This is a genomic window from Microbispora sp. NPDC049125 (genome assembly GCF_040802045.1).
Taxonomy (GTDB): Bacteria; Actinomycetota; Actinomycetes; order Streptosporangiales; family Streptosporangiaceae; genus Microbispora.
This window is the reverse complement of record NZ_JBEZDW010000001.1, coordinates 23,606-48,775: the sequence shown is the minus strand read 5'-3', so window position 1 is coordinate 48,775 and position 25,170 is coordinate 23,606. Positions and strand designations below refer to the sequence as shown.

The 25,170-nt window shown below is 73.4% G+C and carries 23 protein-coding genes; 10 read left to right on the top strand and 13 right to left on the bottom strand.

Features of this window, described 5'->3' with window-relative positions:
* Positions 1 to 61 precede the first annotated feature (61 nt).
* Genes AB0B72_RS00185 through AB0B72_RS00175 form a run of 3 tightly spaced genes read left to right on the top strand, consistent with a single transcriptional unit; the run spans position 62 to position 2,413 of the window.
* On the top strand, positions 62 to 556 hold the full coding sequence (locus AB0B72_RS00185) for a hypothetical protein (protein WP_367736043.1): 495 nt from the start codon (positions 62 to 64) through the stop codon (positions 554 to 556).
* A gap of 1 nt (position 557) precedes the next feature.
* A complete protein-coding gene (locus AB0B72_RS00180; RefSeq protein WP_367736042.1) occupies positions 558 to 1,670 on the top strand; it encodes a sensor histidine kinase in 1,113 nt (370 codons plus the stop codon).
* Positions 1,667 to 2,413: a response regulator gene (locus tag AB0B72_RS00175; protein WP_367736041.1), complete on the top strand. Its 747-nt coding sequence runs from the start codon at positions 1,667 to 1,669 to the stop codon at positions 2,411 to 2,413. The genes AB0B72_RS00180 and AB0B72_RS00175 overlap by 4 nt, the downstream gene beginning before the upstream one ends.
* On the opposite strand, the gene AB0B72_RS00170 is transcribed toward AB0B72_RS00175, so the two are convergent.
* The 5 genes from AB0B72_RS00170 to AB0B72_RS00150 form a co-directional block, all read right to left on the bottom strand.
* A complete protein-coding gene (locus tag AB0B72_RS00170; protein ID WP_367736040.1) occupies positions 2,380 to 3,213 on the bottom strand; it encodes a CPBP family intramembrane glutamic endopeptidase in 834 nt (277 codons plus the stop codon). The genes AB0B72_RS00175 and AB0B72_RS00170 overlap by 34 nt on opposite strands.
* 131 nt (positions 3,214 to 3,344) lie before the next feature.
* Positions 3,345 to 4,016 carry a neutral zinc metallopeptidase gene (locus AB0B72_RS00165; RefSeq protein WP_367736039.1) on the bottom strand — a complete coding sequence of 224 codons (672 nt, stop codon included), beginning with the start codon at positions 4,014 to 4,016 and terminating at the stop codon, positions 3,345 to 3,347.
* A 70-nt stretch (positions 4,017 to 4,086) separates the two neighbouring features.
* The gene (locus AB0B72_RS00160) at positions 4,087 to 5,547 is read right to left on the bottom strand and encodes a glutamate--cysteine ligase (RefSeq protein ID WP_367736038.1); all 1,461 of its coding nucleotides are present in this window, start codon (positions 5,545 to 5,547) and stop codon (positions 4,087 to 4,089) included.
* Between the two features lie 55 nt (positions 5,548 to 5,602).
* Entirely contained in the window at positions 5,603 to 6,241 is a 639-nt protein-coding gene (locus tag AB0B72_RS00155; protein ID WP_367736037.1) for a response regulator, read from the bottom strand.
* Positions 6,242 to 6,271: 30 nt separating this feature from the next.
* On the bottom strand, positions 6,272 to 7,456 hold the full coding sequence (locus AB0B72_RS00150; protein ID WP_367736036.1) for a PspC domain-containing protein: 1,185 nt from the start codon (positions 7,454 to 7,456) through the stop codon (positions 6,272 to 6,274).
* 133 nt (positions 7,457 to 7,589) lie between these two features.
* Here AB0B72_RS00150 and AB0B72_RS00145 point away from each other — a divergent pair, with 133 nt between their 5' ends.
* From AB0B72_RS00145 to AB0B72_RS00125, 5 genes are all read left to right on the top strand, one after another.
* The gene (locus tag AB0B72_RS00145; RefSeq protein ID WP_367736035.1) at positions 7,590 to 9,368 is read left to right on the top strand and encodes a PspC domain-containing protein; all 1,779 of its coding nucleotides are present in this window, start codon (positions 7,590 to 7,592) and stop codon (positions 9,366 to 9,368) included.
* Positions 9,358 to 9,564: a hypothetical protein gene (locus tag AB0B72_RS00140; protein ID WP_367736034.1), complete on the top strand. Its 207-nt coding sequence runs from the start codon at positions 9,358 to 9,360 to the stop codon at positions 9,562 to 9,564. Before AB0B72_RS00145 ends, AB0B72_RS00140 begins: the two co-directional genes overlap by 11 nt.
* Before the next feature lie 41 nt (positions 9,565 to 9,605).
* The gene (locus tag AB0B72_RS00135) at positions 9,606 to 10,190 is read left to right on the top strand and encodes an ABATE domain-containing protein (protein WP_367736033.1); all 585 of its coding nucleotides are present in this window, start codon (positions 9,606 to 9,608) and stop codon (positions 10,188 to 10,190) included.
* Positions 10,191 to 10,283: 93 nt separating this feature from the next.
* Positions 10,284 to 10,724 carry a VOC family protein gene (locus tag AB0B72_RS00130; RefSeq protein ID WP_367736032.1) on the top strand — a complete coding sequence of 147 codons (441 nt, stop codon included), beginning with the start codon at positions 10,284 to 10,286 and terminating at the stop codon, positions 10,722 to 10,724.
* Between the two features lie 45 nt (positions 10,725 to 10,769).
* On the top strand, positions 10,770 to 11,663 hold the full coding sequence (locus tag AB0B72_RS00125) for a pyridoxamine 5'-phosphate oxidase family protein (RefSeq protein ID WP_367736031.1): 894 nt from the start codon (positions 10,770 to 10,772) through the stop codon (positions 11,661 to 11,663).
* Between the two features lie 91 nt (positions 11,664 to 11,754).
* Here AB0B72_RS00125 and AB0B72_RS00120 read toward each other — a convergent pair whose 3' ends face one another.
* On the bottom strand, positions 11,755 to 12,795 hold the full coding sequence (locus AB0B72_RS00120; RefSeq protein WP_367736030.1) for a sulfotransferase: 1,041 nt from the start codon (positions 12,793 to 12,795) through the stop codon (positions 11,755 to 11,757).
* A 95-nt stretch (positions 12,796 to 12,890) separates the two neighbouring features.
* Positions 12,891 to 13,760: a CDP-alcohol phosphatidyltransferase family protein gene (locus tag AB0B72_RS00115; RefSeq protein ID WP_367736029.1), complete on the bottom strand. Its 870-nt coding sequence runs from the start codon at positions 13,758 to 13,760 to the stop codon at positions 12,891 to 12,893.
* Between the two features lie 155 nt (positions 13,761 to 13,915).
* Here AB0B72_RS00115 and AB0B72_RS00110 point away from each other — a divergent pair, with 155 nt between their 5' ends.
* On the top strand, positions 13,916 to 15,520 hold the full coding sequence (locus tag AB0B72_RS00110) for a stealth family protein (RefSeq protein WP_367736028.1): 1,605 nt from the start codon (positions 13,916 to 13,918) through the stop codon (positions 15,518 to 15,520).
* Positions 15,521 to 15,533: 13 nt separating this feature from the next.
* Here AB0B72_RS00110 and AB0B72_RS00105 read toward each other — a convergent pair whose 3' ends face one another.
* The 5 genes from AB0B72_RS00105 to AB0B72_RS00085 form a co-directional block, all read right to left on the bottom strand.
* On the bottom strand, positions 15,534 to 17,018 hold the full coding sequence (locus AB0B72_RS00105; protein WP_367736027.1) for a glycosyltransferase family 39 protein: 1,485 nt from the start codon (positions 17,016 to 17,018) through the stop codon (positions 15,534 to 15,536).
* 131 nt (positions 17,019 to 17,149) lie between these two features.
* Entirely contained in the window at positions 17,150 to 20,074 is a 2,925-nt protein-coding gene (locus AB0B72_RS00100) for a CDP-glycerol glycerophosphotransferase family protein (RefSeq protein WP_367736466.1), read from the bottom strand.
* 105 nt (positions 20,075 to 20,179) lie between these two features.
* The gene (locus tag AB0B72_RS00095) at positions 20,180 to 20,668 is read right to left on the bottom strand and encodes a hypothetical protein (RefSeq protein WP_367736026.1); all 489 of its coding nucleotides are present in this window, start codon (positions 20,666 to 20,668) and stop codon (positions 20,180 to 20,182) included.
* 1 nt (position 20,669) lies between these two features.
* Positions 20,670 to 20,996 (bottom strand): PadR family transcriptional regulator, encoded by a 327-nt coding sequence (locus AB0B72_RS00090; RefSeq protein WP_367736025.1) that lies wholly within the window; start codon positions 20,994 to 20,996, stop codon positions 20,670 to 20,672.
* Between the two features lie 48 nt (positions 20,997 to 21,044).
* Positions 21,045 to 21,533 carry a TetR family transcriptional regulator C-terminal domain-containing protein gene (locus AB0B72_RS00085; protein ID WP_367736024.1) on the bottom strand — a complete coding sequence of 163 codons (489 nt, stop codon included), beginning with the start codon at positions 21,531 to 21,533 and terminating at the stop codon, positions 21,045 to 21,047.
* Here AB0B72_RS00085 and AB0B72_RS00080 point away from each other — a divergent pair.
* Positions 21,522 to 21,680, top strand: a complete 159-nt coding sequence (locus AB0B72_RS00080) for a hypothetical protein (RefSeq protein ID WP_367736023.1) — start codon at positions 21,522 to 21,524, stop codon at positions 21,678 to 21,680. The two genes, AB0B72_RS00085 and AB0B72_RS00080, sit on opposite strands and share 12 nt — an antisense overlap.
* Positions 21,681 to 21,686: 6 nt before the next feature.
* On the opposite strand, the gene AB0B72_RS00075 is transcribed toward AB0B72_RS00080, so the two are convergent.
* On the bottom strand, positions 21,687 to 25,142 hold the full coding sequence (locus AB0B72_RS00075; protein ID WP_367736022.1) for a CDP-glycerol glycerophosphotransferase family protein: 3,456 nt from the start codon (positions 25,140 to 25,142) through the stop codon (positions 21,687 to 21,689).
* Positions 25,143 to 25,170: the final 28 nt, after the last annotated feature.

Here is a 25,170-nt window from a genome sequence, read left to right as displayed (position 1 = left end):
ACCGGCGGCTCCACCCCCGCGCCGATCCGCGCGTGCCCCCGCTTTCCCTACCGTCGGCTCCATGAACGCGCAAACCGTCGCTCTGATCGCCGTCGCCGCCGTCGTCGTCATCTACCGCCAGATGATGACGCGGCCCACCGAGAGGCGGGGCGTCCTGTACATCTCCGCCGCCCTGGTCGTGTACGGCCTTCTGGGGGGCGGCCTCTTCGACCCCGCCCACCTGGCGCTCAGCGTGGTCCTCGTCGTGGCCGAGATCGCCTTGGCCGTGATCTTCGGTTTCGTACGCGCGGGGACGGTGCGGGTGTGGCGCGACCAGGCGGGAGTCACCTGGTCGCAGGCGTCGGTGTGGACCCTCGTGGCCTGGCTGGCCTCGCTCGCCTCCCGTGTCGTCCTGTTCGTGGCGGGCCGCGCCGCCGGCGTCGAGTCCGCCCCGGCCACGGTCCTCGTGTTCGTGGGAGTGACCATCGCCGCGCAGAGCCTGCTGGTCATCCGGCGGGGCCGCGCGCTGCCCGGCTCGGCCGTACGGCCCTCGGGGCGCGCCGGGGTAGCGTCATGACGTGACGACGGCCCCGCAGGAGAGCGCGATCGATCCGGCCGTGCTGCGGCTGGCGTTGATCGCGCTCTTCGTGGTGGCGCAGGCCGGGACACGGCCCGGCTTCGGCCTGTCGGGGCGTGAGCTCGCCACCACCGTGCTCACCTTGGCCGTCGCGGCGGCGACGGCCGGCGGGGTCCTGCCCTTCCGGCGGCGCGACTCCCCCGAGCACGCCCTCCTCGGCGTACCGCTGAAGGTCGTGTCCCTCTGCGTCGCGGTCGTGCTCTCGATCGTCCTGCTCACGGTGACCGGCACCGAGCCCGCTGTCGCCGCCCTGCTGTTCCTCGTGGGAGCTGCGGCGGTGAGGCATCCGCTCCGGCATTCGCTGCCTGTGGAGGCCCTCGCCCTCGTCGGGCTGCTGGTCCCGGCCGTCGTGAGCGGGAACCCGGGCCGGGATCTCAGCCTGTGCCTCAGCACCGGCCTGGTCTTCCTCATCGCCTACTCGATCAGGCAGCGCAGGGCCACCAGGACCGCCGAGGCACGCGAGGCGGTGCTGGCCGAGCGCGCCCGCATCGCACGGGAGATCCACGACATCCTGGCCCACTCCCTGTCCGCGCAGATCGTGCACCTGGAGGGAGCGCGGCTCCTGCTGCGTGCCGACCGCGCGGGGGAGGCCCTGGAGCGGGTCGACCGCGCCAGGGAGCTCGCCAAGAGCGGCCTCGAAGAGGCCCGCAGGGCCGTGTCCGCCCTGAGGGAGGACGTGCCCCCGCTGACGGAGGCGCTGAGGGCCCTCGCCGAGGAGTTCCGCGTGGCCACCGGCCAGGAGTGCGTGGTCGAGGTGAGCGGCGCGGAGCGGCGCCTGCCCGCCGAGGCCGCCCTGGCCGTCATCCGCACGGCGCAGGAGGCCCTCACCAACGTCCGGCGGCACGCCCCCGGCTCCCCCGCGGCCGTCCGGCTCGGCTTCGACGACGGCACGTGCGAGCTGGAGGTCGCCAACCCCGCCGGTGACCCGCCCGGATCGCCTGGGGGAGGATACGGGCTCATGGGCATGCGAGAGCGGGCCGAGCTTCTCGGCGGGACGCTGGAGACCGGGAAGGACGGGCAGGCGTTCCGGGTGCGCCTCCGGATCCCGTCATGACGGCACGCGTCCTGGTGGCCGACGACCAGTCCGTGGTCCGTGAGGGGCTGGTGCTGCTGCTCGGCCTGCTGCCCGGCATCGAGGTGGTCGGGTCGGCGGCGGACGGGGAGGCGGTGCTCCGGCTGGTGGCGGACACCCGGCCCGACGTGGTGCTCATGGATCTGCGGATGCCCCGCATGGACGGCGTGGAGGCCACCCGCCGGATCCGCGCCGAGTTCCCGGACACCCAGGTGGTGGTGCTCACCACCTACTCCGACGACGAGAGCGTGTTCGCCGCCCTGCGCGCCGGGGCACGCGGCTTCCTCACCAAGAGCGCCGACGCCGAGGACATCGCCAGAGCCGTCAAAGCGGTCATGGACGGCGACGCCCAGCTCGACCCCGGGGTGCAGAGGCGGCTGCTCAACACGGTGGCCGGCTCGCCGGAGCGGCCCTCGCCGCCCGCCCAGCCTGTCGCGTCCCAGCCCGTGCCCGCCCCATCCGTGACGTCCCAGCCCGTGACGCCACGATCCGCCCAGCCCGCGCCTTCCCTGCCGGACGGGCTGACCGCGCGCGAGGCGCAGGTGCTCCGCCTGATCGCCCGTGGGCTGTCGAACGGCGAGATCGCGGCCTCCCTCTTCATCAGCGAGGCCACCGTGAAGACGCACATCAACAACCTCTTCACCAAAACGGGCCTGCGGGACAGGGCCCAGGCCGTGGTGTACGCCTACCGTCAGGGCATCGCCGACCCGTCCGCGGACTCCTGACCGGCGGCGCGGCCTCTCGCGTACGGATGCCGCCCGTCGCCGATCCGGCGCGCGGCCCACGCCGCCGCGTAGCCGAAGGAGTTGGTCGACAGGTGGAGCAGCGACGGCGCGAGCAGCCCGCCACGACGGCGCAACTCATGGAAGACGACCCCGGCGAGCGCGGTGGACACGACGGTGCCGGCGACGAGCCGCGCCGTCCCCCCGCCGCCTCCGGCCGGGACGGCGGCGACGGAAGCCGTGCCGCTGGGAGGCGCGTCCGGCACGCTGCCTGGGACCGGGCTCTCACCGGAGGCCAGCCGGCTGAGAGCGGGGTTGGCGCGTGCCATGTCGACGGCGGGGAGCACGTGCCACAACCCGAACGACACGGCCGACGCGGCGACAGCCGTACGGGCCGGGAAGACCCTCCCGAGCAGAGCGGGCAGCACACCGCGGAAGCCGACCTCTTCCAGCAGCACGGTGCCGAACGGCACCTGGACCAGCGCCTCCTCAAGCAGCCGGGCGGGCGACAGGGCGAGAGCCCGCTCGTCGTGGAACAGCGGCCGGGTGCGCGGCCACGCGACCCCCGCCGTGTAGACGGCCGCGACCCCGGCGGCGAGCGCGCCACCGGCCAGGGCCCCCCGCCGCGCCCTCCGGAAGCCCAGATCCGGCCAGGCGTGACCCTCGCGGCGGGCGATGATCAGGAGCGCTCCCGTGGCGGCCGCCGACGTCACCGGCGCCCACCGCCTGGCGACACGGTTGTTCAGCACGTTGGCCGCGGCGAGCACCGCCACACACGACACGAGCGGATGCACACTGCTCACAGGACCTCCCTGAGCGATCACCGTCCCCATGCTGCCACCCGGCGGGCACCCCCCGCCCGCGCGGTCACAAGCCTGTGGACAGAGCCGGCACGCGGGCCGCGAGACAGTCCCTCAGCAGGCTGAACAGGCCATCAGCAGGCAGAGGTGCCCTTGTTGAAACCGGTGGCGAACATGCTCTGGCGCCGCTCGGGCGTCCCGTGCGCGTCGGCCGCCCACCAGGCGTCGGTCGGATCCCCGGCGGCCTCCAGGTTGGTGAGCAGCTCCTGCTCGTCGCCCTGGTCCTCCTGGATGACCCCCGTCCGGAGCAGCCCGCTGAGCGTGGCACCGGCGTAGCAGTCGGCCTGCAGCTCACGCTCCACGTTGTACTGGAACCGCGTGGCGAGCTGCTCCTGGACGGCGTGGCCGAACTCGTGCGGGATGACGACGTAGACGGCCCCGTCGCCCATCTGGTCGTACATCGACCGCAACCACGTGGCGTCGAACGCGATGAAGTGGCCGTACGGGCAGTAGAAGGCGTTGTTGGGCACGGACCTCTGGTCACCGCAGTCCGGCCCGTTCTCCCCGTCGTAGGCGACGAATCGGGTGACCGGCCGGTACGCCTTCCCCGCCTCCTGGAACCGCCGGGCCCAGAACCATTCGGTGAGGCACCTGGCCAGCCGCACGTCACTGGCGAAATCGGCGCCGTCGTCCTTGCACGGCGATGACGGCGTGCCCTCCGCGGGTGCCCGCGTCGAATCCGGGACCTGTCCGCAGGAGGTCAACACGCCCGCGAGGAGGAGGGCGAGAAGCAGTCGGCGCGCCACCCCGATTAGCTACCCAATGGGGAGGCAAAAGATCCATAAATCATGTCATTCCACGCCGCGCCGCCGTTCCTCAGACGTCCCAGAGGTGGACCGGCTCGTTGGTGTGCATGTGTTCCAGGTAGCGCATGGTCATCTTCCGCAGGCCCTCATGGCCCCCGCCGAGCGAGTGGGCCGCCTCCACCTGCCACGTCGCCCCCGTACGGCCGGTGACGCAGCGCCGTTCGATGACGCCGAGCAGCCGGTCGCGCTCCCGCTGGTCCACGCCCCACAGTTCGAGCCCCTGGTGCGCCAGGGGCAGCAGCCGGCGCAGGATCAGCTCGGTGGCGGGGACCTCGCCGAGCCCCGGCCAGTAGAGGTGGGCGTCCAGGCCGTGCCGCGCGGCGTTGCGCAGGTTGTCCTCGGCGGCGGCGAACGACATCCGCGTCCACACGGGCCGCTCGGCGGTCGGCAGCACCCGCATCAGGCCGTAGTAGAAGGCGGCGTTGGCCGCGATGTCGGCCACGGTGGGCCCGGCGGGCAGCACCCGGTTCTCCACCCGCAGGTGGGGCACCCCGTCGACCACGGCGTAGACGGGGCGGTTCCACCGGTAGACCGTGCCGTTGTGCAGCGTCAGCTCGTGCAGCGCCGGCGTGCCGCCGCCGTCGAGGACCTCGCGCGGGTCCTCCTCCTCGCAGATCGGCAGCAGGGCGGGGAAGTAGCGGACGTTCTCCTCGAACAGGTCGAAGACCGAGGTGATCCAGCGCTCCCCGAACCACACCCGCGGCCGTACGCCCTGGGCCTTCAGCTCCTCCGGCCGGGTGTCGGTGGCCTGCTCGAACAGGCTGATCCTGGTCTCGCGCCACAGCTCCTTGCCGAACAGGAACGGGGAGTTCGCCGCGACCGCCACCTGCGGCCCGGCGATCGCCTGCGCCGCGTTCCAGTGATCGGCGAACTGGGAGGGGCTGACCTGGAGGTGGAGCTGCACGCTCGTGCACGCGGCCTCCGGCGTGATGCTGTCGGCGTAGACGTCGAGCCGGTCCACGCCGTCGATCATGATGTGCAGGTCCTCCCCACGGGCGGCGAAGATCTGCTCGTTGAGCATCTTGTAGCGGGGGTTGGCCGACAGCGCGGCCTCGTCGACGTCGCCCTCCTTCAGGGTGGGGAGGATGCCGACGAGCATGAGGTGCCCGTCCACGCGGGCCGCCCGCTCCTGGGCGTGGTTCAGGCGGCCCCGGATCGACTCCTCGAGCAGGCGGGTGCCGTCGCCGGACAGCTCCTGCGGCGGGATGTTGATCTCTATGTTGAACTGGCCCAGCTCCGTCGCCCACTCGGGGTCGGCGATGGCGTCGAGGACCTCGGCGTTCTTCATCGCCGGCTCCCCGCGGGAGTCGACCAGGTTCAGCTCGATCTCCAGGCCCACCTGCGGCCGCTCGAACTCGAACCGCGACTCGCGCAACATCTGAGCCAGGACATCGAGAGATCGCCTCACCTTGTCGCGGTAGCGGCGCCGGTCCTCGAGGCTGAAGGAGACGGCGGGTACGTCACGGCCCATTCACGAAGCGTCGCACGCCGCCGCCCGCCACGCCAGACGCGTCACACCGGACGCGTCACACCAGACGCCGGGCGGTCGCCCAGCGGGAAAGCTCGTGCCGGTTGGAGAGCTGGAGCTTGCGCAGGACGCTCGACACGTGGGTCTCCACCGTCTTCACCGAGATGAACAGCTCCTTGGCGATCTCCTTGTAGGCGTATCCCCGGGCGATCAGCCGCAGCACCTCGCGCTCCCGCTGGGTGAGCGAGTCGAGCTCCGGGTCGATCGGCGGGGCCTCCGTGGAGGCGAACGCGTCGAGCACGAACCCCGCGAGCCTGGGCGAGAACACCGCGTCGCCCTCGGACACCCGGACGATCGCGTCGGTCAGCTCGGTGCCGCTGATGGTCTTGGTGACGTAACCCCGGGCTCCGCCCCGGATCACGCCGATCACGTCCTCGGCGGCGTCGGAGACCGACAGGGCGAGGAAGCGCACCTGGGAGCCCGACCCGAGGACCCGGCGCAGCACCTCCTGGCCGCCGCCGCCGGGCATGTGGACGTCCAGCAGCACCACGTCGGGCTGCAGCTCGGCGATCGTGGTGACCGCCGACTCCACGTCCTCGGCCTCGCCCACCACCTGGATCGACGGCCCCAGCTCGGCGCGTACGCCGGACCGGAACAGCCGGTGGTCGTCGACGATGAGCACACGTACGGTCTTCATGACTCCCTCACCCTCGCGACCCCCCCGGTGTCACGAGCTTCTCTTCATGGTCAGCATGACCTCGGTCCCGTCGCCCGGCTCGGTCCTGATCCGGGCGCCGCCCCCGTGGCGCTCCATCCTCCCGATGATGGACTGCCTGATCCCCATCCGGTCATCGGGCACGTCATCGAGCACGAAGCCCTTGCCCCGGTCGCGCACGAACACGGTCACCTCGTCGGCCTCGACCTCCGCGTACACGGAGACGACCGCGGAGCCACTGTATTTCGCCGCGTTCACCATCGCCTGCCTGGCCGCGTGGAGCAAGGCCCGCAGGCCGTCGTCCAGCTCGCAGTCGCCCACGCAGACGACCTCGATCGGCACGCCGTGGGAGTCCTCCTCCTCGGCCGCGACCCTGCGGACGGCGGCGGCGAGGGTCGCGTCGGCGTCCTGTTTCGGCTGGTAGAGCCAGTTGCGCAGCTCCCGCTCCTGCGACCGGGCCAGCCGCGTCACCTCGCGCGAGTCGTTCGCGTTGCGCTGGATCAGGGTCAGCGTGTGCAGCACCGAGTCGTGCACGTGGGCGGCCACCTCGGCCCGCTCCTCCTGCCTGATGCGCTCGGTGCGCTCACGCTGGAGCTCCTTCACGAGGGAGGCCAGCCAGGGTGTCGCGATCATGACCATGCCGCCGACGACGACCGCCGTGAAGACCAGCCCGGTCCTGGCCTTGGCCAGCTCGCCGCTCGCGGCGAGGAAGCCGATGGCGCCGATCACCACGAGCAGCGCCCCGACGATCGTCCGGATCCAGGTGGTGCTGACGTGCTTGACCGCGCCGGTCATCCATCGCTGCCGCCTGCCGGGGTCGGCCTGCTGCCACAGGATCAGCGCGCCGATGCCGCCGACCGCGATCGGCCACGTGCCGAAGCCCCCGCTGGAGGCGCCAGTCATCCAGCCGAACGCCGCGAGGGCCAGCCACAGCACGCCGTACGCGGCGAGCTGGCCCCAGTCACGGCTCGGTTCCGGCCCTTTGGCCTGCTCCTTGGGGGTGAACATCCACAGCGCGGCGTACGCCATGAAGCCGAGCCCGTCCACGACGGTCAGCAGCACGAAGGCCAGCCGGAGCACGACGGGGTCGAGCCGGAGCTGCGCCGCGGCGCCCTGGGCGACGCCGGCGACCACCCGGCCCGCGACGGGCCGCACCAGCCTCGGGTACGCCTCTGGGGCGTTGGTCATCTCAGACATGTCGCAAGCATCGTCACATGTCATCGAGCCCCGGCGCATCAGGGAGCGCCCTGACCGGTCCCCTTAGGGGTCGGGGACGAGTCAGGGGTTCCCCCGATGGTGGGAGGACGGGCCGCCCGGCCAGGATGGGACCATGACCGAGGCACCACCCAGCACCGCCCCCGATCCCTCCGCCGGGCCCGAGCCCGAGCGGGTGCTCCGCCGATCCGGCTCCGGCCGAATGCTCACCGGCGTCTGCGCGGGGCTCGGCAGGTACATCGGGATGGACCCGGTGCTCTTCCGGGTGGGCTTCGCCGTGCTGGTCCTCGCGTCCGGCATCGGGATCATGCTGTACGTCGCCGCGTTCCTGCTCATGCGGCAGCCCGACGGCGGCGCCGGCTACCTGGAGCGGTGGACCCGCCGGATGTTCGACGCCGAGACCGTGCTCGCGCTGATGGCGGCGGTCTTCGCGTTCGGCCTGATCATCAACGTCGCGTCCGGCGGCATCAACCGGGGCACGATCGTGGTCGGCACGCTGCTGGCCATCGTGCTGCTGGCGGCCCACGCGCGCGGCGTCGACCTGCTGACGATGGCCAAGTCGATGCCCGACCGGGCGACCGGGCGGCGCGGCATGACGCGGACCGCCCCCGCCTTCACCGCGCCCTACTCCGACCCCTCCACCGCGGCCTACGAGGGATCATTCAGCTTCACCGGGCCCGGCGCGAAGTTCTCCTCGTCGTTCTCCACCCCTCCCCACGCGCCGTACGGCCCGCCCGCAGCGGGGGACGCCGCCACTGCGGCGGCCACCGCGGCGGACGCCCCGGCGGGTACGGGAGACGCCGGAGCCACAGAGGACACCGGGACCACCACGGCGCACGGCCCGGCGGGCGCTCCGGCGCCTCCCGCCGAGCCTCAGCCGGACGGTTACCGGCGGCTGTCGGACCTCGCGCGAGAGGCGCGCGCCGGCACCTACGGCTACTCCACCGGTGAGCCTTTCGCCCCTCACGGGCCCTACACGAAGCGGGAGCCGTACGCGTCGGGTGCCCGGCCGTTCGGCCCGGCGCCCTCGCCGTACACCCCGGCGCCACTCGTCCCGCGGGTGCGGCGGCCGAAGCGGCCCAAGTCGTTCGTCGGCGCGCTGACCATCTGGCTCGCGCTGATAGTTGGAGGAGTCATGGTCACGATGCAGCGGTCCGGGGGCGAATCGCTCGCCCTGCCGGTGATCGGCGGCGCGATGCTCGTCACGATCGGGACGGGCCTGCTCGTCACCGCGTGGTTCGGCAGGGGCGCGGTGCTGGTCGCCGCGGGCACCATCGTGGCGCTGGTTCTCATCGGAGGGTCGACCGTGAGCGGCATCCCTGGCAAGGTCGGCAGCTTCAGCTGGCACCCGCTGACCATCACCGACGCCTCCCGTGATTACGTCCTGGGGATGGGGGAGGGCAAGCTCGACCTCAGTGAGGTCGAGCTGGCGCCCGGCACCAGGGTCAGGGTGAACGCCTCGGTGTCGGTGGGGCAGATCACGGTTATCGTGCCCCCGACCGCGCGGGTCGAGGTGCACGGTTACACCCGCCTCGGCGAGGTGAAGATCGACCACAAGGTGGAGGACGGCACGGACGTGCGGTTCAATCGAATCCTCGAACCGGAGTGGGCCTCCACGGAGACGACCGGGCAGGTGCCGTCCCCGGCTCCTTCGATCTCCGCCGTTCCCGATGCCCGTCACACCCCGAAGGCGCCGAGGGCCCCCAGATCCCCCGACGCTCGCACCGCTCCCACCGCCCCGGCCGTTCCCACTGCTCCCGCTGCCCCGACTGCCCCAACTGCCCCGACTGCTCCCGCGGACCGGACCGGCGCGACCCGGACGGGCACCCCGCCCACCATCGAGCTGTACGTCAAGGCGGGCGTCGGCGACGTGGAGGTGCGCCGTGGAGCGTGAGCTCGATCCGGAGCGTCCCCGCCGGGTGCACCGCACGAACTGGATGGCCCTGCTCTGCGGCCTGCTGTTCATCGGAATGGGCATCCGTTATCTCACCGGCCCCGGCCCGGACCCCGTGATCATGGCGCCCGTGCTGGTCGGCGGGCTCGGGCTGGCCGCGTTCGTCGCGATCATCTCCAGGGCGATCCGCCGCTGAATCTCACGGGTGGCGACACCGGAAGCCGTTAGACTGGGGAGATGTCCGCCCTGCTGTCCCTGGAGTTCTCCGGCACGATCCGCGCCCGGCGTTCAAGCGTGACCGACGCCCTCGCCGACACGGACGGGATGACGGCCTGGGGCCGGGCGCACGCCCGGGAGCTGGGGCTCGGCCCGGCCTTCACGGCCACCGGCGAGCTGCGCGACGAGGTGGTGGAGCTGCGGCAGGCCGTCCGCGCCCTGTTCGCCCGCGCCGTCGCCCCCGCCCCCGCGAGCAGCGCCGACTCGGGACGCCTCCCCGCGTTCGATGTGTCGCTACGCCTGGTGAACGCCACGGCGTCGGCCGTGCCCCTCACCCCCCGGCTCGACTGGCCGCCGGACGGCCCTCCCGTGGCACGGTTCGTCCCCGCCGGACCGGCGGCGGAGTCGGCGCGTATACGCGCCGTGCTCGCCGCGTCGGCCATCGAGCTGCTGGCGGGGCCGGAGCGCGAGCAGCTCCGCGCCTGCCCCGCGCCGAGCTGCGTGCTGTATTTCGTCAAGGAGCACCCGCGTCAGGAGTGGTGCTCGGTGGGGTGCGGCAACCGTGCCCGGGCCGCCCGCCACTACCGGCAGCATCGCGCGCACTGAGCCCTCACTTCTAATGGACTTATACCGTCAATGGCATTAGATTGCTCTCCTAGCCTAACGGAACACTCCGTTAGATTGATCGAGGGGAAGGCCATGAGCATGCAGACCGGGCACGTGGGGCTCAACGTCTCCGATCTCGACAGGTCCCGTGACTTCTACCGGAAGGTCTTCGGCTTCGACGTGGTCCGTGAGTCCGACGATGACGGCCGCCGCTACGCCTTCCTCGGGCTGGACGGCAAGCTCGTGCTCACGTTGTGGCAGCAGAGCGAGGGAACGTTCTCCACCCGCCTGCCGGGGCTGCACCACCTGTCCTTCGAGGTGGGCGACATCGAGGCCGTCCGGCGCGCCGAGACCGTCATCCGCGAGATCGGCGCCACCCTCCACCACGACGGGATCGTCCCCCACAGGGAGGGCGCCTCGTCCGGCGGCGTGTTCTTCGAGGACCCCGACGGCATCCGCCTGGAGATCTTCGCCCCCAGCGGCGCCGACGAGCGCCCCGCTCCCACCTCCGCCCCCACCTGCGGCTTCTTCTAGCCATGCCGTACGGCCGGGGGGCCGTACCCGACGAAGGAGGGCGCCATGCGACACCCGGGAGAGCAGGCGGTCCAGCGCCGCGCGGGCGTGCGGGCGCCCGACCTCGGATCCGCGCGCACCCGGGCGGAGATCCCGGACGCGGCGGCCGAGTTCCTGCGCGAGCAGCCCATGCTGCTGATCGGCGCGGCCGACGCCGAGGGGCTGGTGTGGGCCGGCGTGCTCACCGGCGCCCCCGGCTTCGCCCGCGCGGCCGACGCGCGCACACTCGTGGTCGACGCGGTCCCCGGCGGGCCCTTCACGGGGGTCTTCGACACGGGGAACGACGCCGGGCACGACATCGGCACGCTCGCCGTCGAGCCGCAGACGCGGCGCCGCATGCGGATCAACGGCAGGGCCCGGCGCGACGGCGGACGGCTGGTGATCCGGACCGACCAGGTGTACGCCAACTGCCCGAAGTATCTGCAGCGCAGGACCCTAACCGGCGTGGCAGGGCCGGGCGGGGGCACGTCGACGGCCGGCGACAGGCTGACCGCCGCGCAGCGGGCGTGGATCGGCGAGGCCGACACGTTCTTCGTGGCCACCCACGCCGACGGGCTCGGCGCCGATGTGTCCCACCGGGGCGGCTCGCCCGGCTTCGTCGAGGTGGTGGACGACCGGCGGCTGGTCTGGCCCGACTACGCCGGCAACTCGATGTACATGACCCTCGGCAACCTGGAGCTGAACCCGGCGGCGGGCCTGCTCTTCCTCGACTGGTCCAACGGGGACGCGCTGCACCTGACCGGCCGTGCACGGGTCGACTGGGATCCGCATGACGTGCCGGGGGCGCGGCGGCTCGTCGAGTTCGAGCTCGACCGGGTCGTCCACGTCACCGGGGAGAGCACGCTGCGCTGGACGTTCGAGGACGCCAGCCGCTTCAACCCGCCCGCGGCGAGGCGGTGAGGCGGGACCTCGCTCCAGGCCGGGTCGGCACCGCGCGAGACCCCGGCCACGGGCGGGCAGGCCGGGGGGCGGGCCAGGCGGTCGGCGGGGATCAGCGGGGGATCAGCTCACGGGTGCGCTGCTGGGGCAGGCCGGCGAGCCGGCGCTCCCCCTCGGTCAGCAGGGCCGCGATCGGGCCGGGCTCGCGCAGCCGGGTGAGGCGGTCGCGGTTGTACTTGCGCAGCCGGGCGGTACGGCGCTTGCCCGCCGCCACCTTGAAGGCGGCCACGTGCTGCCGCTCGGCCTTCGGCGCGCCGCTCAGCTCGTAGCCGTACGCCGCGAGGCGCTCGCCCAGCACGTCCTCGCAGAGCGCGATCTCCCAGGGCTCCAGCCGGGCGGCCCACTTGCCCGAGTGGGCCGTGGTGACCTCCTCGTGTGTGTTGATGTGCCACACCTTGTGCTTGGGCACCGCCACCTCGGCGATGTGGCGCGGCTCGCACATCGCCGGGTCGTAGTCCTCCCCGATGAACGCGCACAGCTTCTTCAGCTCGGTCTCCGGGTCGGCCGTGAGGTCCTCGTACCGCAGCTCGTAGAAGCTGTCCGCCGGGAGCTTGCGGGCGTGGCGGCGGCCGAAGTCGACGGCCTCCGCCCAGTTCGCCACGGCGTGGAAGGTGTCCGGCTTGTACCAGGGCATCTCCTTGAGCGAGGCCACGCAGTCACGCCCGTCCCGCACCAGGTGGACGAACTGCGCGTCCGGGAACATCCGCATGAGCATCTCGACGTGCCGGTAGTAGCTGGGCCGCTTGTCGCCCCAGCGCGGCTTGCCGAAGCGCTCGGCGTAGGACTTGAAGACCATGCCGACGACCGAGCCGAAGCTTCCCGGGCCGAGCATGGCCGCCCGGACGAAGTCGGGGCCGTCCAGGCCCAGCTCGCGGAACTTCGTGTTGCGCCCCTCGGCGATCCAGGTGGCGAGCGTGCGGCGGTTGTCCGCCAGCCGCATGTCGCCGTACGCCCGGCGTGAGAAGTACGCCGGGACGAGGAACCGGGTCTCCGGCGGCACGGCGACACGCGGGTGCGAGTGCAGCATGAGCTGGAGCATGGTGGTCCCGGAACGCGGGCACCCGACGACGAAGATGGGCCTGTCCGACTGCATGAGATCAATCCCCCCGTGATGACGATTCAAGGCGTGGCGCCCGGCCTCCCCCAGGTGGCCGGTGACTCGACGGCGCGGCGACGCTCGGCCGCCGGTCAGACCAGGATCCGGTCCCTCTCCGGCCTGCTCCGCGGGATCTGGCGGGCCGCCAGCCACACGCGGTAGACGAGGCTCATCTCGAACGCCAGCAGCAGCCCCCCGGCCACCGCCGACACCGGCACCAGAGCCCACGTCCCGAGCAGCGGGGCGACCACGAAGACCGCGGCGTGGAACTCGATCCCGCTCATGACGTGCGTGCGCACCCGGTGCCGGACGAGGAACACCCGCAGCCGGTCGTACCAGGGGAACCGCGCGTGGAACTCCTTCTGCAGGTCCACGAGCGTCCGGCCCTCCTCGACGCCGAGCCGCTCGACGTCGGTGCGCGGCCTGGCCCGCAGCACGTCCTCGACGAAGACGCACTCGGCCTCCATGCGGGTCTGGGCGAGCAGCCGGGTGGCCTCCTTGACCCGCTTGAGCTGCGGGCCGTTGATGTAGCGGAACAGATCGAGCAGGACGACGCCGATCGCCGCGAGGACGTAGTCGGTGTCCCCCGAGCGGGCGTACTCGCCGAAGCCGAGCCCGAAGGCGCAGCAGACCACCCTGATCCGGTCGCCCACGTAGTCGAGCCACAGCCCGAACGGCGTGCCGGTGCCCTTCAGCCGGGCGATCTTCCCGTCCATGCAGTCCACGGTGAAGCTCAGGTAGAACAGCACGGCCCCGGCGACGAGCGCGCCCTCGAAGAACGACACCGCGGACGCGAGCCCGACCAGCATCGACAGTCGCGTCAGGCCGTTGGGCGTGAGCGAGGTGTGGTTGGCCACGAGCAGTGTCAGCCGGCAGGCCAGCGGGTCGACCAGGAAAACGGTCCACCACGAGTCCCGCGTCTTACGCGTCGCCAGGATGTCGTCCAGCGTGAAGCACCCCATGGAGGCAAGAATGACTACATGGCGTAGCGGCTGACGTGCACTTCGGTAACAGCCAGGGCATCTCGTTGCCACTTCTTGACCGTTATCCCCACCTGGGCAAACCATCCGCCAAACGGGTCACCGATCCGTTACAGTCCGTGTCCAAGGGGGAGATCATGCCGGTTGTCACGTTGTATCGGCGGCTCCAGGGACGGCTGCCGTCCTGGGAGCCCACACCGCGGGCCGCGCTCATCAGGCAGGACGCGAGCCCGCTCCAGGCGCAGCGGGAGACGCTCGACCTCGTCTGCGCGGCGCTGTCCGACGCGGAGGTGCCGTACTTCTGCGTCCGCCCGCTGCCGGGCCGTCCGCCCGCCGTGGCCGTCGCCGAGAGTGACCGCACCCGGGCGCTCGACGCACTGGCGCGCACCGGCCGGCCGCTGTTCGCCGCGCGCCAGCCGTACGGCAGGCCGGGAGGGCGGCAGGGAGGACGGCAGGCGGAGGTGGGCCGGATGCGCCCGCTGCGCCGCGCGGCCGCGATCCTGCGGGACGCCCGCGTCGTACGGGTGGCGCTGCTGTTCGCCAGCCCGTCGCGGACCCTGACGCTCGGCCCGGAGCACGGCTGCGACCTGGAGTTCTGGTCGCGCGAGGGTGACACGCTGGTGGCCCCGCGCCCCAACCTCGCGTGCGACACGGTCCCTGCCGAGGGCCGGGTCGTACGGGGCGGGGAGGAGCTGTTCAACCCGATGGTGTCGGCCGCGCGGAGCACGCGCGCGTATCCGACGCGGCCGGAGTTCACCCGCCGCCTCGTCGACGACGTCGACTTCCCGATCGACGCGGTCTACACGTGGGTGGACGGCGGCGACCCGGCGTGGCGGGCGCGCCGCGACGCCGCGCTGCACGGCGGGCCGCAGGGCGGGCAGCCGGGGCGGCCCGACGGCGGGCTCAGCGAGATGGCCACGACCGAGGCCCGCTTCACCAGCCGCGACGAGCTGCGTTACTCGCTGCGCTCGCTGTTCACCTACGCCCCGTGGATCAACCGGGTGTGGATCGTCACCGACGGGCAGACGCCGTCATGGCTGGACACGGCGGATCCCATGGTGACCGTCGTGGACCACAAGGAGATCTTCAGCGACCCGTCGGTGCTGCCGGTGTTCAACTCGCACGCCATCGAGACGCAGCTCCACCACATCGACGGGCTGTCGGAGCACTTCCTCTACCTGAACGACGACTTCTTCCTCGGCCGGCCGCTGTCGCCCCGCACGTTCTTCGAGGCCAACGGGATCACCCATTTCTTCCCGAGCCTGGTCCACGTGCCGTTCGGCGTGCCGGAGGACGAGGAGTCGCCGGTCCACGCCGCCGGGATGAACAACCGGCGGATACTGGAGGAGCTCTGCGGCCGCACGCTGACCCAGAAGCTCAAGCACGTGCCGTACGCGCTGCGGCGCTCCCTGATGTATGAGCTTGAGGAGCGGTTCGCCCCCGAGTTCGAGGCGACGGCGCGCAGCGCGTTCCGCACGTCGGCGGACATCTCGGTCGTGTCGTCGCTGGCTCACTATTACGGCTACCTGAGCGGGCGGGCCGTCCCCGGCTCGATCGACTACACCTACGTCGATCTGTCGCTGCGCAAGACCCCCGCCAAGCTGCGGCGCATGCTCGCCCGGCGCCGGTACGACGCGTACTGCCTCAACGACACGGCCCCCACCACCCCCGAGCAGGACGCGCTGCTGGCGCGCTTCCTGGAGGCGTACTACCCGACCCCGGCGCCGTTCGAGCTGCTCTGAACGGCGCCGCCCCTCATCGGCCGGGCGCCCTGTCGTAGCGGGTCACGAACATCCCTCGGGACGTCCAGCGGCCGGTGGGGCGGAAGTCCCGGCGGACCAGGTCCAGCCGGCGGTTCGGCGTGCGGGCCTTGCCGGTGTGGCCGACGACCCAGAGCGTACGGATGCCGGACAGACGGGCCGGGAGGACGCGGACGCCCACCTGGCGGCCGGCGAAGCTGCCGTCGGCGCGGGGCGACCTGGCGAGGGCGACGTCGTCGAGCCGGGCGAACACGTCCGGGTACACGACGGCGTACTTCCTGACTTTGGGCGGCTGGAACATGACCGCGTCCCCGGGCCTGGCGGCCGAGGCGAGCACCGCCATGATCGGCCCCGGGTCGTCCTGCCTGCCGTCCGGCCCCCGGGTGGCGAGCTGGCCGGGGATCGACAGGCAGATGCCGGCCGCGAGAGCGGCGACGGCGACCCCGCGGGGCAGCGCGGCGAGCCCCGCCCCGGCGAGCAGCGCCGCCGCCGGGACGCAGCAGAACACATAGCGGAACTCGTAGACCGGGTGACCGGCCCACGACACCGCGAGCAGCGCGAGCGGCGGGATGGTCAGCCACGGCACCGCCAGCCGGACGAGCGCCCCGGCCCCCCGGTGACCGCCACGTCTCCGCACATCAGGCCTGGTCCGTACGGCCCTGGCCCGGATGCCGAGCAGCGCGAGCAGCCAGGCCAGAGGGGCGAGCCCCAGCCATGCCGGGGTGAGCGCGCCGTGGCCGAGGAAGAGGTCGCCGAAGAGCTGGACCGCCAGCATGCCGGTGTCGCTCGCGTCCGGCCGGGCGATCCAGCCCACCTGAGCGCTCTGCCGCGACGCCACCCACGCCAGGGGCGCGACGGCGGCCAGGGCGGGCAGCGCGAAGGCGCACCAGCGCAGCAACGGCCCGCGCGACAGGGCGACGAAGACCCCATGGGCCGCCGTGACGAGGAAGGCGAACAGGTTGAGGTAGGCCAGCCCCGCCAGCGCCACGGCGTACAGGGCGAACGCCGCGTCCGAGCCGCGGCGCACGGCCCGAAGGAGCAGCAGAGTCACGCCGACGGTCGCCGCCATCGTCAGCGCGTACGGCCGGGCATCCTGCGCGTAGCGGGAGAAGACCGGCATGACGGCCAGCAACACTCCTCCGTACAGGCCGGCCCTCGGGGCGCCGAGCGAGCGCCCGAGCGCGCACACCCCGGCGGCGCCCAGCGCGCCCGCGATCACCGAGGGGAGCCGCAGCGCCGCCTCACCGGTGCCGAACAGCCCGATGACGACGTGCATGAGCAGGTAGTACAGGCCGTGGACGGCGTCGACTCCCCGCAGAAGGTGCAGCATCTCCGGGAGAGTGCGGCCGGCGGCGCTCACGGTCGCCGCCTCGTCGCGCCAGACGGGCGGCGCGGCCAGATCCCACAGTCCGGCGGCCAGCGCGAGCGCCGCCGGAGCCATGACCACGGCCCCGCGCCACGACGGCGAGAAGCGGCCCACCCGCCGGTGAGCACCCCGCCCGGCTTCCGTTGCCTCCCTTGCTGCCCTTGCTGCCCTTGCTTCCGGCGTGGCGGCTCCGATGGATCGCGACCGGCGCGACGCGACGCGCGGCCACATGGGGAGGGCGGCCTTCATGCGAGCATGCGCGCGACCACGCGCGCCGAGGCGTGGCCGTCGTCCCAGGGGCAGAACCGGTCGGCGAAGTCCTGGTACTTCGCCTTGAACGACGGGAACTCGCCGTATCTCAGGGCGTCGACGACCTCGCCGGTGGTCCGCACGATCGGGCCGGGGGCCTCGGCCTCGAAGTCGAGGTAGAAGCCGCGCACCTCGTCGCGGTAGCGCTCCAGGTCGTCGGCGAAGAACACCATGGGCCTGCCGGTGCACGCGAAGTCGAACATGGCCGAGGAGTAGTCCGTCACCAGCACGTCCGCCGCCGCGAGCAGGTCGGCCATGTCGGGGAAGCGCGACACGTCCCGGACGCCGGGCGGGATCGTCAGCCGGTCGGCCACCAGGTAGTGCGCCCGGACGAGCAGCACGTCGTCGCCGCCCAGCGCCCGCGCGACCCGGCCGACGTCGAGCCGCAGCCCCGGGCCACCGGGCCGGTCGAGCTCGTCGTCCCGCCAGGTGGGCGCGTAGAGGACGGCCCGGCGGTCCTCGGGGATGCCGAGCCGCCGCCGCGCGAGCCGCGCCCGTTCCGGCCGGAAGAGCGCGTCGTTGCGCGGGTAGCCCGACTCCAGGATCTCCCCCTGGTAGCCGAACGCCCGCCGCAGGATCGGCGTGGAGAACGCGTTGGGCGAGACCAGCACGTCCCACGTCCCGACCTGGCGGGCGAGGTCCTCCTCCGGCACCTGCTGGGCGTACGGCATGTCCTGGACGTCCCTGCCGAGCCGCTTCAACGGAGTGCCGTGCCAGGTCTGCACGAACAGCTGTCCGGGTCTCTTGGCGTGCCAGCTCGGCTGCGTGCGCCGGTTGGCGACGACGAAGCGGCTGGTGTGCAGGGCCTCCTCGTGCTCGCGGGAGCCGTACAGGACCGTGCGGACCCCGGCGGGGACGGTGAACTGCCCGTCGCGGGTCACCCACACCAGCTCCATGTCGGGGCGGCAGCGCCCCAGCTCCTCGGAGACGGCCCGGGGATTGCACGAGTACTGCCCGCCGCCGTAGCTGTCGAACAGGGCGGCGTTGCGGAGCCTGGCCCGGCGGCGCGGGGCGGCGCGGCGCCTGCGCGTCGCGTACGGCCCGCGCTCGCCGGGGTCCAGCGCGGGCCTGACCACCAGGCTCAGCTCGGCGTCCCGGGTGGTGCGCAGTGAGATCTCGTGGATACCGGTCGTGTGCGGCGGCGGCGGGTCGGCGACCAGGGCCGGGCTCAGCCTCACCCGCTCGCCACCGGACAGGACGCGCCATGTCCCGCTCCGGAGGGGCAGGCCCTCGGCGGTCCTGCCGACCGTCGCCGTCCAGCCTCCGCCGTGGCGCGACACCGGCCATGCGTGCCGCTCGGCTCCGCGCTCAAGGACGATCCCGCCCGTACGGCTCCCGCCGGTGCCGTTCAGCACCAGCTCGTGCGCGTCCGTCCAGCGCACCGAGGTCACCCGGTCCCCTTCAGGCGGCCCATCACCCTCGGGCGGGCCGGCGGGCGTGTCCGCCGCGGTGAGCGTGAGCCCCCGGCCCCGGGTGAGGGCCACCCGCAGCCCTCCGGTGGGGAAGACCCGCTCCCCCGCGTCGCGCGCTCCCGTCATCCGCCCGGCCCGGGTGACGCCGCGGGCCCTCACGCGGGCGTGCAGCGACCAGCGCCCCGGTGACAGCGCGGCCGGGTCGATCTCCGCCACGAAGCCGGAGTCGTCGTGGCAGACGGCCGACTGCCGGGAGTCCGCCGTCACATCGGGACGTGAGGCCCGCCGGATCGCCAGGCCCACCCTCGCGTCACCCCGCTGCAGCCAGACCTCGATCCGGCTCCGCCCGCTGGGCAGGTGGGCGATGTAGGCGTGGCCGGTGACCGTGAGGGCTCCGCCGGCGAGCCGTACGTCGTCGACCTCCGCGCGCAGCCGCATGTCCGTCCCGGCGTCGAAGAGGCGGCGCGGGACGCGGCGGTCGCGGCGGAAGGGGTAGTCGAGCTGCCAGTCGCGCCGCAGCAGGCCGCTCCGGACCACCCCGCGGTGTTTGATCTCCGACTCCGCGAACCGCTGCACCTGCGCCAGCTCGTCGAGCATCCCGTGGTCGGCGAGGAAGAGCTGGAGCCGGCGCAGGGCGGGCAGCCGTTCGACGGCCGCCGGGTGCAGCGAGGCGAGAGCCGCGGCGAGCCCGGCGAACCGGCCGAACGGCACGCGGGCCGCCTCCAGCGCCTGTTCCAGATCCGGCCCCTCGGCCAGCGCCACGTCGTAGACCCTCCTCAGCTCCGGCGCGTGCCTGGCGAGGAAACCGGAAACCTCCAGCATCGCCGCCGCCCGCCGTCCGGGGTCGTCGCCCCCCGCCGCGCCCGGCGGCCGGGTCAGGCAGACGACGTCGCCGATCACGTCGGTCGAGCGGGAAAGCACGTGGGCGGGGATCGTGACGGGGAAGTCGTCCCGCAGGCCCTCGGGGAAGGCGAGCCCGTGCTCGTCCCAGAAGGACCTCCGGAACACCTTGGTCGTCACCGCCGTGTCGTCGAGCAGGCCCGGCCGCCTGGTGACATGCGTGCGCAGGGCGTCGGCCGCCGGCGGGGCGGGCGATCCGGCGTTCAGCCGCCGCGCCCTGCCGGAGGCGAGGTCGGACCCGGTCGCGTCGAGCGCCTGGACCAGCGCCCGATAGGCCCCCGCCGGGATCACCGCCTCCGGGTCGGGAAAGGCCAGATAGGTGCCGGTCGCGTGGGCCGCTCCGGCGTTGCGCGCCGCCCCGGCGTCGCGGTCGTCGCCGCGTGTCACGACCGTGAACCTCGGGTCGCGTACGGCCGCCGCCCTCTGAGGGCCGACGAGGACGACCTGGAGGTCTTGGAGCGTCTGGTCACGCAGGGAGCTGAGGCACTCCTCGATGTGCTCCGCCACGCCGAGCAGGGGCACAATCACCGAGAGTCTGGGCGGCACCATCACGCCGCAAGGATGCCGACCGCTCCCCGCCCGGAGCCGGGCCAACCCGGATTGCCTTACCCTCCCTTGGCCCATCCTTGACCCGCGCCGGGGTCGGCTCCCGGCTCACATGTGCCGCGTGTAGAGGAACAGCACGGCGCTCAGGGTCAGCAGGAGAGCGCCGCCCAAGGTCAGCGACAGCATCCGGCCGCGGCGCGGGCCGCCCGGCACCCTGCGTGCCTGTCGCGCGACGTTCGCCAGGTCCCCGAAGGCGCCGTTCTCGAGGAACCGGCGGACGATCAGCAGCAGGATGGGCAGGGCGGCCCCCGCGAGGGCCGTGGCGACTCCCGGTATCCAGTCGGGCCGCACCGTCGCCAGGCGGATGCCGCCGACGACGAGGACGACCGCGAGGCCGAGCGGCCCGGCCGCGCCGTGCGAGAGGTTCATCCTCACCGCGGCCCATACGGCGCCGGCCGCGACGGAAGGGGCGCTCATCCCCAGCTCACCGGCGCCCGCGCAGTCGGCGAGCCACTGCTCGCGATAGCGCTCTCGCCGCTCGGCGCCGGGCAGTGTCGCGGCCGCCACGAGGACGGCTCCCCGGATGAGCCCGTTCACGTCACGTCCCCGGCTGGGGCAGCGGATCGCCGGCACGCGCCCGCGCCGCCTCACGCTCGGCGCGGGCGGCCAGGAGACGGCGGGCGGCAGGCGCGGCCTCGCCGGTGATCTGGTACAGGCGCCGGCGAGGCCCCCGGCGCTCCGAGTCCGCCTCCCAGGTGGAGGTCACCCAGCCGCTCCGCTCCAGCCGGTCGAGGATGGGATAGACGGTTCCCGACGCCCTGCCCGTCGCCTTGACGATCTCAAGCCCCCAGCGCGGCTCCTGGCCGGCCAGCAGGACGTCGAGGACGTCGACGGTGGCCGACGTGATTCTCGACAGCGGTTCCATGCCGACCACAGCACTACTTATGTAGAGATAGCGCGCTGGGAGGAGAACTCATCCCCCGTCGGCGAAGATCCGGCCGAGCTGGTAGTCGACGAGCGCCAAGGCCTCCTCGACGTCGTGGTGACCGAGCAGCATGCTCGTCTGGAGGCCGTCCACGGTCGCCAGCAGGAGATCGGCCTCCCGGCGGGGATCGACGCCGGGCGCCACGCCGCCGTCATCACGCGCCTGGACGATCAGCGCGGCCGCGAGCTCCTCCAGCGCGGGCGGGGCGTCGCGGAACAGCGCCGCCAGCCGCTCGTCGTTCAGCGAGCGGACGAAGTACGCCGCGTGGACCAGGGCCCGGGTGCGCCGCTCCTCGTCCAGCGGCAGCAGCTCGGCGAGGACGGCGCGCAGCAGGGCCCGCGGCGTCGCCGGAACGGCGGCGGCCTCGATGCGCTCGGGATGGCGACAAGCGGGAACGAAGGCAGGGCACTGGAGATCGTGGGCGCGCTGCTCATGCTCCAGGGGTTCGGGGCCGCCCTCGTCGAGGTGCTCTGGCACCACAGCTTCGGGGTCACCGGAATCCTCGACCGTTGTTTCGACACGCCGTGGTGGACAGGGCTGATCATCGGCGTGGCCGGCCTGGTGCTCGCCGTCACGGGCCACCGGCTCGGACACCCCCGCGGACCCCGGTCCGACGCCTCCTGAGACGGCTCAGCCGAAGAGGCGGTCCACCAGCCGGGCCGCGGCTCGGCCGTCGGCCAGGGGACGGAACCGGGCGAGGAAGGCCTCCATCGCTCCCGCGTGCTTCTCGGCGACCTCGTCGATCTCCCTGATGGCCTCGATCACCTCGTCCGCGGCGCGCAGCGACGGCCCCGGCAGGTCGGGATGGAGGCAGAGGTCCTGGCCGGCGTGGCAGAGGATCGGGCGGCCGGTCACCGCGAAGTCGAACGCGGCGGGCACATCACCGGTGACCAGCACGTCCGCGACGAGGTAGAGGTCGTGCGCGTCCGGGTACGCCGAGACGTCCCAGGCGGTCATCGAGGTCACCGCGGGCACGGCGGCACCGCCCGCCGGCCACGGCGCGGACGGCGAAGGCAGCACAGGCAGCGCCGCGGAAGACGGGACAGGGCCCTCCGGCCGGCGGACCAGCAGGACGTGGTCCTCCCCCAGCGCCGACGCCACTCGGTCCACGTCGAGCGCCGGGACGTCCTCACCTCCGAGGACGTAGAGGACGACCCTCCGGCCGCCGGCGAGGCCGAGCCGCCGCCGGACGGCCTCGCGGCCAGGGTCGCGCAGCAGGTCGTCACAGGGCAGACCGGTCTCCAGGACCTCTCCCCCGAATCCCAGCGCCTCCCGCAGCGGCGGAGTCCACGAAGGGCCGGCCGAGACGAGGTGCGTCCACTCCCCCGCGCCGCCCGCGAGCAGCCGCTCCCGCGCCTCGTCGCCGGTGCGCCGCCCGAGCAGGCCGGTGTGCCTCCCGAGCAGGGTGGACGGCGGGCCGTGCCAGGTCTGCACCACGATCTGGTCGGGACGGCGCTCGAACCAGGCGGGCAGCGGGTCGTCCGTCACGACGTAGCGGCAGCGGGCGAGCGCCTCGTAGTGCTCCCGCCCGTGGGACCGCACCGCGTCCACGCCGTCGGGCAGCGCCACCTGGCCGTCCTTCACATGCCACAGGACCGTCGGCTCGGCCCCCCGCCGCCGCAGCTCCTCGCAGACGGCGCGCGGGCTGCCGGCGAACCGCGTGCCGGAGCCGCCGCTGAACAGGACGGCGTCCCACAGCGGCCTGCGGCGCATCTGCGGGTACGCCTTGAGACGCAGGTCCCGCTGAGCCTTCCTGCCGCGCTCGTCCCCGGCGAGGTCGCCGCTGACCGTCAGCACCGCGTGGCCCGCCGCGTCGGTTCCCAGCTCGAACGTCCGGCGGGCCGTCTCGTGCGTCATCGGCGCGTCGGAGTCCAGCTCCACCGGAAGGTCGGCGCCGCCCTCCGTCCGTACGGCCAGGCCGTACCGGCCGCGGGGCAGCGGGAGCCTCCCGGCCGGCGAGTCGACCTCCTCGGCCGCGAGCCGCGCCCGGAAGCGCTCGCCGGCGCCCTCGATCGGCGCCAGCCGCTCCTCGGGCCGGTCCAGCGAGCGCACGACCAGCGCCGTCACCGCGCACGGCACGGCGAACCCGCCCTCCACCAGCAGCTCGCCTCCGGGCAGCCACTCCGCCAGGTCGGCGTACGCCGCGACGGGCTGGTCCCGCAGGACGAGGCCGCCGGACCTGCCGCGCGCGACGACCACCTCGCGCCCCGCCAGGCCGTACCGGCCCGGGGGCAGGTCGTCCGCGACCGTCACCGGAGTCGCCGTCCCGTCGGCGGCGAGGACGTCGACCCGCCACTCGGCCGGCCCGTCGAGCAGCGCCAGGTCCGCGGGGAGCTCGCCGGTCCCCGGCCATCCGTCGCCGAGCCTGCGGGCCGGGAGGATGTCGAGCAGGTCCACCGTCGCCTCGAACGTGCGCCGGTCCGTCGTGACGGGACAGCGCAGCGGCACGCCCCCCGGCATGCGGGTGACCAGGAGGGCCGGGTCGGGGCCGAGGTCGTCGAGCAGGTGGCCGACCAGCCGCAGCCGGCCGTCGCGCGCGCTCTGCGTGGCGACCCTGGCGGTCTCCCTGTCGGCCCGCAGCGCCAGGTCGCCGGTCTCGGTCAGCAGCGGCGCGACGTAGCGGTCGCGTCCCACGCCGCGATGGCCTGCCCGGTCGGCCCAGGTGGCGCGGGGATCGGTCAGCCGCCCACGGTGGACGACACCCCGCTGGACCACGCTCAGCTCGACGTGCCAGAGCCCCCGGCGGCCCGGACGGGCGATGAGCCGTGGGTCGATCACCAGGCGGAAACCGCCCCAGTCCCGCTCCCTCGACTTCGGGGACACCCGGGTCCGCAGCGCGGACGCCGTGACGCGGACCCGCCGCCCGGTCCGCTCGTTCACCAGGGTCGCGAAGACCTGCTGGTGCAGGCGCCGGGCGGGCCGCAGGTACGGCGAGGCCGCCCGGCCCTCGACCACCAGCCGGCCGTCCTCCCACCGGACCGCGTCGATCCGGTGGCGTGGGGCGAGCTCGTCCCGCACCCGGGTGGCGGCGGCCGGCACCGCGTGCTCCAGCGGGACGTCGAGGTGGTGGCTCCACAGCCGCCGTACGAACCGCCGGTCCGGCTCGACCCGCCGGTCCCATGCGAGGACCTCCAGCAGGTCGGTGAGGCGCCGTTCGCGGACGAGGCGCCACTGCAGCCGCCGGAGCGCCGGCAACCCGTCGAGCACGGGGGCCGCGACGTCGTCCAGGTAGTCGCCGGCCAGGTCGAGGAACCGGGTGTGGAAACGCTCGGACGCCTCGTCCAGCACGTCGAGGAAGTTGGTGAGGTCCGAGTCGAGGACGGCCCGGTCCCAGCCGTGGATGTGCGCCCGCAGATTGTGCTCGGCGAGGAAGGACCGCACCGAGCCGACCGCGGCGAACCGGTCCTCCAGGTGCCGCAGCCGGGTCTTGTCCTGCGTGATGGAGCGGCTCGCGCCGTCGCGCCGCCTCCACAGGTAGACGGGCGCGGCCAGCACGTCGACGGACCGGGCGAGGAAGTGGGCCCGCAGCGCCACCGCGATGTCCTCGTACAGCACGCCTTCGGGGAAGCGGAGCCCGTGGGCCTCCCAGAACGACCGCCGCCACAGCTTGTTGGTGACCAGCCGGTCGCGCAGCAGGGCGTCCGTGCGGGTGATGTGGGTGGCCGCCGCCGGGACGGCGAAGATCGGCCGGTGCAGGGCCGACTGGCGGGCCCCGCGCGCGTCGAACCGCTGGACGTTACCCGTGGCCAGGTCGGAGCCGGTGCGCTCCAGACTGGCCAGGAGGTGTTCGAGCGCGTGGACCGGCAGCAGGTCGTCGCTGTCGAGGAACGCCAGGAACTCGCCGCTCGCGTGCCGCACACCCGTGTTGCGCGCCGCTCCCAGCCCGGCGTTGGCCTGCTGGATCAGCCGGAACCGCCGGTCACGCTCGGCGAACCCGCGGGCTATCTCCGCGCTGCCGTCCGGGGAGCCGTCGTCGACCATGACGACCTCGAGGTCCTCCCACGTCTGCGCGGCGACCGACTCCAGGCAGGCCGCGAGGTACGGCTCGACGTCGTAGATGGGGACGATGACGCTGATGCGAGGCACGTGCGGTCCTAACGGTCGGCGAAACTGC

Excerpts from the sequence above, each read along its gene's own strand:
- AB0B72_RS00175 (WP_367736041.1), top strand. The coding sequence starts at position 1,667 with ATGACGGCACGCGTCCTGGTGGCCGACGACCAGTCCGTGGTCCGTGAG.
- AB0B72_RS00110 (WP_367736028.1), top strand. The coding sequence starts at position 13,916 with ATGCCGGTTGTCACGTTGTATCGGCGGCTCCAGGGACGGCTGCCGTCC.
- AB0B72_RS00090 (WP_367736025.1), bottom strand. The coding sequence starts at position 20,996 with ATGGAACCGCTGTCGAGAATCACGTCGGCCACCGTCGACGTCCTCGAC.
- AB0B72_RS00155 (WP_367736037.1), bottom strand. The coding sequence starts at position 6,241 with ATGAAGACCGTACGTGTGCTCATCGTCGACGACCACCGGCTGTTCCGG.
- AB0B72_RS00150 (WP_367736036.1), bottom strand. The coding sequence starts at position 7,456 with ATGTCTGAGATGACCAACGCCCCAGAGGCGTACCCGAGGCTGGTGCGG.
- AB0B72_RS00115 (WP_367736029.1), bottom strand. The coding sequence starts at position 13,760 with ATGGGGTGCTTCACGCTGGACGACATCCTGGCGACGCGTAAGACGCGG.
- AB0B72_RS00130 (WP_367736032.1), top strand. The coding sequence starts at position 10,284 with ATGAGCATGCAGACCGGGCACGTGGGGCTCAACGTCTCCGATCTCGAC.
- AB0B72_RS00160 (WP_367736038.1), bottom strand. The coding sequence starts at position 5,547 with ATGGGCCGTGACGTACCCGCCGTCTCCTTCAGCCTCGAGGACCGGCGC.
- AB0B72_RS00135 (WP_367736033.1), top strand. The coding sequence starts at position 9,606 with ATGTCCGCCCTGCTGTCCCTGGAGTTCTCCGGCACGATCCGCGCCCGG.
- AB0B72_RS00185 (WP_367736043.1), top strand. The coding sequence starts at position 62 with ATGAACGCGCAAACCGTCGCTCTGATCGCCGTCGCCGCCGTCGTCGTC.
- AB0B72_RS00100 (WP_367736466.1), bottom strand. The coding sequence starts at position 20,074 with ATGGTGCCGCCCAGACTCTCGGTGATTGTGCCCCTGCTCGGCGTGGCG.
- AB0B72_RS00125 (WP_367736031.1), top strand. The coding sequence starts at position 10,770 with ATGCGACACCCGGGAGAGCAGGCGGTCCAGCGCCGCGCGGGCGTGCGG.
- AB0B72_RS00120 (WP_367736030.1), bottom strand. The coding sequence starts at position 12,795 with ATGCAGTCGGACAGGCCCATCTTCGTCGTCGGGTGCCCGCGTTCCGGG.
- AB0B72_RS00145 (WP_367736035.1), top strand. The coding sequence starts at position 7,590 with ATGACCGAGGCACCACCCAGCACCGCCCCCGATCCCTCCGCCGGGCCC.